Source organism: Mesorhizobium sp. M1A.F.Ca.IN.022.07.1.1 (assembly GCF_003997575.1).
GTDB lineage: Bacteria > Pseudomonadota > Alphaproteobacteria > Rhizobiales > Rhizobiaceae > Mesorhizobium.
The window spans coordinates 1-6,711 of the sequence record NZ_RZST01000322.1 but is presented as its reverse complement, the minus strand read 5'-3'; the positions used below and the strand labels follow the sequence as shown (position 1 = coordinate 6,711).

At 61.7% G+C, this 6,711-nt stretch carries 8 protein-coding genes; 7 read left to right on the top strand and 1 reads right to left on the bottom strand.

Annotation, left to right across the window (positions count from 1 at the left end; translation table 11 throughout):
* From EOA75_RS26480 to EOA75_RS26460, 5 genes are all read left to right on the top strand, one after another.
* A partial coding sequence (locus tag EOA75_RS26480) for an RsmB/NOP family class I SAM-dependent RNA methyltransferase (RefSeq protein ID WP_164747571.1) occupies nucleotides 1-1,134 on the top strand: 1,134 nt, incomplete at its 5' end.
* 93 nt (nucleotides 1,135-1,227) lie between these two features.
* Nucleotides 1,228-1,686 (top strand): PaaI family thioesterase, encoded by a 459-nt coding sequence (locus EOA75_RS26475; protein WP_127325539.1) that lies wholly within the window; start codon nucleotides 1,228-1,230, stop codon nucleotides 1,684-1,686.
* Nucleotides 1,687-1,689: 3 nt separating this feature from the next.
* Nucleotides 1,690-2,328, top strand: a complete 639-nt coding sequence (locus EOA75_RS26470; RefSeq protein ID WP_095825773.1) for a 5'-methylthioadenosine/S-adenosylhomocysteine nucleosidase — start codon at nucleotides 1,690-1,692, stop codon at nucleotides 2,326-2,328.
* 173 nt (nucleotides 2,329-2,501) lie between these two features.
* A complete protein-coding gene (gene guaA, locus EOA75_RS26465) occupies nucleotides 2,502-4,058 on the top strand; it encodes a glutamine-hydrolyzing GMP synthase (RefSeq protein WP_095776364.1) in 1,557 nt (518 codons plus the stop codon).
* A 317-nt stretch (nucleotides 4,059-4,375) separates the two neighbouring features.
* Nucleotides 4,376-5,629, top strand: coding sequence for a site-specific integrase (locus tag EOA75_RS26460; protein WP_091595769.1), 1,254 nt, complete (start codon nucleotides 4,376-4,378; stop codon nucleotides 5,627-5,629).
* Here EOA75_RS26460 and EOA75_RS26455 read toward each other — a convergent pair.
* Nucleotides 5,610-5,864, bottom strand: a complete 255-nt coding sequence (locus tag EOA75_RS26455; protein ID WP_091595894.1) for an AlpA family phage regulatory protein — start codon at nucleotides 5,862-5,864, stop codon at nucleotides 5,610-5,612. The two genes, EOA75_RS26460 and EOA75_RS26455, sit on opposite strands and share 20 nt — an antisense overlap.
* Nucleotides 5,865-6,120: 256 nt before the next feature.
* Between EOA75_RS26455 and EOA75_RS34215 the strand changes: the two genes are divergently transcribed.
* Together EOA75_RS34215 and EOA75_RS34560 are read left to right on the top strand one after the other, a co-directional pair.
* Nucleotides 6,121-6,258 carry a hypothetical protein gene (locus tag EOA75_RS34215; protein WP_164746654.1) on the top strand — a complete coding sequence of 46 codons (138 nt, stop codon included), beginning with the start codon at nucleotides 6,121-6,123 and terminating at the stop codon, nucleotides 6,256-6,258.
* 105 nt (nucleotides 6,259-6,363) lie between these two features.
* Nucleotides 6,364-6,711: hypothetical protein (locus EOA75_RS34560; RefSeq protein ID WP_206517040.1), on the top strand; the 348-nt coding region annotated here is incomplete at its 3' end.

Here is a 6,711-nt window from a genome sequence, read left to right as displayed (position 1 = left end):
GCGCTGCGCCGCAAGCGCTCGGCCGGCTGGCTCTTCGGCGAGGAGACGCCGCGCGCCATCGGCTTCGGCGCGTTGCTGCTGGAATGGGGCCAGACGGCGCGGTCGCTGAATGACGCTCTCGACGGCGACAAATTCGCGCCGCCGCTGCTCAGCGCCGCCGAACTGAAAGCGGCAGCCTCCGGCAGGCTCGCCGATGCGCCGGATGCCGTGCGGGCCGATGTTCCGGACTGGTGCGCGCCGCTTCTCGAGCACGCCTATGGCGATGACTGGGTCGAAGAGGGCGCGGCTCTCGCGATGCGCCCGCCGCTGGACCTCAGGGTCAATGCGCTGCAGGCAGACCGCGGCAAGGTGCTGGCGGAACTCCAGGGCACCGGTGCAGCACCTGCCGCAATCGCGCCGCACGGCATTCGCATCCCGCCGATCAATGGCGACGGCAGGCATCCGAACGTCCAGGCCGAGCCCGCCTTCCAGAAAGGCTGGTTCGAGGTGCAGGACGAGGGCTCGCAGCTTGCAGCAGCGCTCGCCGGCGCCGAGCCAGGCATGCAGGTGCTCGACTATTGCGCGGGCTCTTGGGGCAAGACCCTGGCGCTTTCGGCCTCGATGGACAATCGCGGCCAGGTCTTCGCCCATGATGCGGAAAAGGTCCGGCTGGCGCCGATCTTCGAGCGCATCCGCCGCGCGCACAGCCGCAACATCCAGGTCGTCAGCAAGCCTGCGGAACTCGCGCCGCTCACCGGTCACATGGACCTCGTGCTGATCGATGCGCCCTGCACCGGCAGCGGCACCTGGCGGCGGCGCCCGGACGCCAAGTGGCGGCTGACGGACAGACAGCTCGATGCCCGCAAAGGTGAGCAGCAGGCGATCCTCGACATGGCGCAGGCTTTCGTGAAGCCCGGCGGGCTGCTCGTCTACATCACCTGCTCGGTGTTCGATGCCGAAAACGGCGAGCAGGTCGCCGCCTTCCGCGAGCGCCACGGCGATTTTGCGCCGGTCGACCACCGCCAGCTCTGGGACGGCCGTTTCCCCGGCCACGAGGGCGCTGCGCGTATTGGCGAAGCCGGTGGCATCTCACTGTCGCCGGCGCTCAGTGGCACTGACGGGTTCTATTTCCACGCCCTGCGCAGGGCCGCATGAGGGCGGCCGGCATTTGCTGCGCTGCAACATAAGCGATTGCCTGTCCTGCCTGCCTCTGCAATAAGCTTCGCCAGCAAAAATGAGGCGAAGGCCATGGCAGCCAAAATCGTACCCGTTCCCGATTATGAGGATCGCGTCAGGACTTCCTTTGCCCGCCAGAAGGCCATGGCCACCATCGGTGCGGAGCTGACGCTGGTCACGCCCGGCATCATCGAGATCGAGATGCCCTATGCCCCTTCGCTCACCCAGCAGCACGGCTTCTTGCATGCCGGCGTCATCTCGACCGCGCTGGACTCGGCCTGCGGCTATGCCGCCTTCTCGTTGATGCCGCAGAATTCCAGCGTGCTGACCATCGAATTCAAGGTCAACCTGCTCGCACCGGGGAAGGGCGAGCGCTTCCTGTTCCGCGGCTCGGTGACCAAGCCAGGCCGCACCATCATTGTTGCCGACGGCCAGGCCTATGCTTTCGCCGCCGATGGCGAGGCCAAGCTGATCGCCACCATGACCGGCACAATGATGACGGTGGTTGGCCGCGACGGCATCGAGGGGTGATCCATGGCCAGCGTTGCGCGGTTAGGGGAAAAATCCGTCCTCTTCGTCATGGCGGCCGAGGCCGAATACGGTCCGCATCTCAAAAAGCGGTTCACGCCGCTGATGACCGGCGTCGGCCCGGTCGAGGCCGCCGTGCGCCTCGGCGCCGAGCTCGCCACGTTGAAGGCCGAGAATGCGCTGCCGGATCTCGTCGTGTCGCTAGGCTCCGCGGGAAGCCGAACGCTCGAACAGACCGAAATCTACCAGGCCGTGTCGGTGAGTTACCGCGACATCGACGCTTCGCCGCTCGGCTTCGCGAAGGGCGCGACGCCGTTCCTCGACCTGCCCGTGACGGTGCCGCTGCCCTTCGTCATTCCCGGCATCAGGACCGCGACGCTGTCGACCGGAGGCGCCATCGTCACCGGGGCCGCCTATGACGCGATCGACGCCGACATGGTCGACATGGAGACCTTCGCCTGCCTGCGCGCCTGCCAGCTGTTCGGCGTGCCGCTGATCGGCCTGCGCGGTATTTCCGACGGCGCGGTCGATCTCAGGCATGTCGGCGACTGGACCGAGTATCTGCACGTCATCGACGAGAAGCTGGCGGCGGCGATAGGTCTGCTAGAGCAGGCGATTGCGTCCGGCGCGATCGGCCTTACTTAATGCATGTCGCCCAAAAGTGCGCAGCGGTTTTGGGAGAACGACATGCATCAGATGAAACTTGAAGCTCGTCGCCTGGGCCCGTTCGACGCGACGCGCTTTAGGCGTTTTGGCAAGGACCGAACGCCGCAACGCGCACCATTGCGCCGAATCGGTTCTTTCTTTAAAGGCTCGCCATGACGACACATCCCGACACCGTTCTCATCATCGACTTCGGCAGCCAGGTCACGCAGCTGATCGCGCGGCGCGTGCGCGAGGCCGGGGTCTACTGCGAGATCGTTCCGTTCCAGTCAGCCGCGGAGGGCTTCCGCCGCATCCGGCCGAAGGCCGTCATCCTGTCGGGCAGTCCGCACTCGACCGTCGACATCGGCTCGCCCCGCGCGCCCGACGAGGTCTTTTCGTCCGGCATTCCGGTGCTCGGCATCTGCTATGGCGAGCAGACGATGTGCGCTCAGCTCGGCGGCAAGGTCGAGGCCGGCCATCACCGCGAGTTCGGCCGGGCCTTCCTGGAGATCGAGGACGACTGCGCGCTGTTCGACGGTGTCTGGGCCAGGGGCACGCGTCATCAGGTCTGGATGAGCCACGGCGATCGCGTCACCGCCATTCCGGAAGGATTCAAGATCGTCGGCACATCCACCGGCGCGCCCTTCGCAGCGATTGCCGACGAGGCACGGAAGTTTTACGCGGTGCAGTTCCATCCCGAGGTCGTCCATACCCCGGACGGCGCGAGGCTGCTGAGCAACTTCGTCCACCATATCGCCGGCCTCAGCACGGGCTGGACCATGGCTGCCTATCGCGAGCAGGCGGTCGAGGCGATCCGCAAGCAGGTCGGCAAGGGCAAGGTGATCTGCGCGCTATCAGGCGGCGTCGATTCCTCGGTCGCTGCGCTCCTGATCCACGAGGCGGTCGGCGATCAGTTGACCTGCATCCTCGTCGACCACGGCCTGATGCGGAAGGACGAGGCGAAAAGCGTGGTGGAGATGTTCCGCCAGCATTACAACCTGCCGCTGATCCTGGTCGACGCTTCCGACCGCTTCATTTCGGCGCTGGAAGGCGAGAGCGATCCGGAAAAGAAGCGCAAGACCATCGGCCGCCTGTTCATAGAGGTGTTCGAGGAAGAGGCGAAGAAACTTGGCGGCGCCGACTTCCTGGCGCAGGGCACGCTCTATCCCGACGTCATCGAAAGCGTCTCCTTCTCCGGCGGCCCGTCGGTGACGATCAAGTCGCATCACAATGTCGGCGGCCTGCCCGAACGCATGAACATGAAGCTGGTCGAGCCGCTGCGCGAGTTGTTCAAGGACGAGGTGAGGGCGCTGGGCCGAGAGCTCGGCTTGCCCGAAAGCTTCATCGGCCGCCATCCGTTCCCGGGTCCTGGCCTTGCCATACGCTGCCCGGGCGGCATCACCCGCGAGAAGCTGGAGATCCTGCGCGAGGCCGACGCCATCTACCTCGACGAGATCCGCAAGGCCGGCCTCTACGATGCCATCTGGCAGGCCTTCGCCGTGCTCTTGCCGGTGCAGACCGTCGGCGTGATGGGCGACGGCCGCACCTACGAATTCGTCTGCGCGCTGCGCGCTGTGACCTCGGTCGACGGCATGACGGCCGATTTCTACCACTACGACATGAACTTCCTGGGCGCCGCCGCCACCCGCATCATCAACGAGGTGAAAGGCATCAATCGCGTCGTTTACGACGTTACGTCGAAGCCCCCGGGCACCATCGAGTGGGAATAAAGGTGCATCATTAGCTAGCTTTCGGTAAGTATCGATCAGAGTTGTATAAGCCTCTGAAATAAGTGTGTTTTCCTTACTGCATCTATCGCCATCTATCGCCTGGAAGCGGAATCATTTGGCGGTAAATTTGACGGCATGCGTTTCAGCGTTCTCTTTCCTGCCATGCAATACCGTCGTCCCGCCGATTGCAAGCGCACTCACTTCTTGCCCATCAAAGCATTGAAATACAATGATCGTTCCTAACAGTTGACGGTAAAATTAATGACGGTAAAATTGGCGGCCGAGAAACCCAAGTTGTGATCCGATCCTCTGTCATTATGTTAACAGATATTGCCCTTAAGCGGCTGAAACCGAAAGACAAAATGTACAAAGTTGCCGACCGTGACGGTATGTACGCTGCGGTGTCTCCGACTGGGCAGATTGCGTTTCGGTACGACTACCGGACCAATGGTCGGAGAGAGACTGTGACGCTGGGCCGATATGGGAACGGAGGTCTCACGCTGGCAGAGGCACGCGACCGCTGCCTTGCCGCGCGAAAAATGGTGGCAGCCGGAAAGTCGCCGGCGCAAGAAAAGCAGCGCGAGAAGCGTCGCCTGTCAGGCACGGCGAGCTTCGGGGATCAAGGCAAGCGCTGGTTAAAGGAAGCGAAGATGGCGGATAGCACCCGCTCGATGCGCAAGGCTATTTTCGATCGCGACATTTTGCCGATTTGGGAAAAAAGACTCCTAACCGAAATAACACCTGACGACTTGCGGGCGCTCTGCGCAAAGGTGAGGGATCGTGGTGCGCCGGCAACCGCCGTCCATATCCGCGATGTCGTGAAGCAGATCTATAGCTACGCCATTCTGCACGGCGAGAAGATCGCCAACCCTGCGGACGAGGTGGGACCAGCCTCAATTGCCACGTTCGAGGCGAAAGACCGCGCTCTGTCGCCTGCAGAAATCCGGATAATGCTGAAAGAGTTGGAAAACGTGCCGACGCTGCCGACGATTCGGGTCGGCCTAAAGTTCATCCTGCTCACGATGGTCCGAAAGAGTGAACTACTCGAGGCGACTTGGGACGAGGTCGATTTCGAGAACGCCGTCTGGAGCATCCCAAAAGAGCGAATGAAGCGGAAGAAGCCGCATAACGTCTACCTGTCACAGCAATCCCTCGATATCATGATCGCGCTCAAGACTTGTGCGGCGAACTCCCGATATGTGCTGCCGTCCCGCTACGATGCCGATGAGCCCATGTCGCGCGCGACGTTCAATCGGGTAACCGCGGCGATTGTCGAGCGGGCAAAGCAGCAAGACTTTCCGCTCGCGCCTTTCACAGTGCACGACCTTCGGCGCACCGGCTCAACACTCCTGAACGAGATCGGATTTAATCGCGACTGGATTGAGAAATGCCTTGCCCACGACGACAGGCGGTCCTCTCGAGGTGTCTACAACAGAGCTGAATATGAGCCGCAGCGTCGTCATATGCTGCAGGAATGGGCGGACATGGTCGATGCGTGGGCGGCAGGCAAAAAGCACACGCCCAGACTCCAGCCGCCTGCAGAGGCAGCGGTTATCCTTGATCCGATTTGACGGGTCTTGCCTTTCGTAGTCTTACGTCAGGCGCAGGCTTGGTCTTGATTTTTCCGACAGATGACGCATTCCGCCGCTCCTCGATCCACGCTTCGACTTCTGCCAAGTCCCAAACAACACAGCGGGCGGTGAGATTGAAGCGTCGTGGGAACTCGCCACGCTGTTCCATCTCATAGACGGTCGTATCAGACAGGGGAACGATTTCTCGCAGCTGCGACCGGCGAACAGTTCGCACTACTCGACGCGACGCGATGTGTGGTAGAACCAGAAGTGGATCCGGCTGCCCAATTTCGATGCCCTTGAATTTATCGACCTCGGAAGACTGCTGCCGTTTGACCATTTGCGTGACCGGGATGGATTGCCTTACTGGCCAACAATCGCGCAACTTTTCGAGGTTTCGTACAGCCCTCAATTGCGACCACGTATCCTCGCCTACTGACGTGAAGACTCAAGGGCATTTCACTGCGGATTATGTCAGGACCGCACCACCAATGGGATCCATCGAGCAGGCGCTGCATAAGGTCCGACAGGCGATCCTTGCTGCAGGCTTCTCGATGCTCGAATATCTCAAGCTGCGCGCTGACAATGACCTTGCGCCAATTGACGCGTTAATCGGCCGGCGCGGCTAGATCGCGGCGGAGGCGAAGCGCCGCGAGATCACGCTCACAGCCGAGGACGCGAAGCGCCGCCGGCTTCGCAGTTACGCCGTCGCCGATCTCACCAATCATGAGAGATTGCCGACATGGACAGCGAGACTTGGTCTTTGGTTAAACGGCAGCAGGCTCGGCGGTCGCAACGGCTACCTTGTCAAATACTGTGATGAGAAACGTTGCATCGCCAACATCTTCATCGAAGATGTGCTCGCATATTTCGAATTCCTGCGTGCCTTAGCGTGGCTGATCACGGAGGACGGCAGAACAGCCGATGCCGACCGACAAAAGGTGAAAGGCAATGAAGGCGAGCATAGTTCCTGCTCCGCTTGGTTGTTTGCGGAACCGGACCGAGTGTTGGAAAATGAAAGTTGGGGACAGTGCTCTCCGGCAGTTGATTGCAGACGCATCACAATGCGTATTACTCCGACT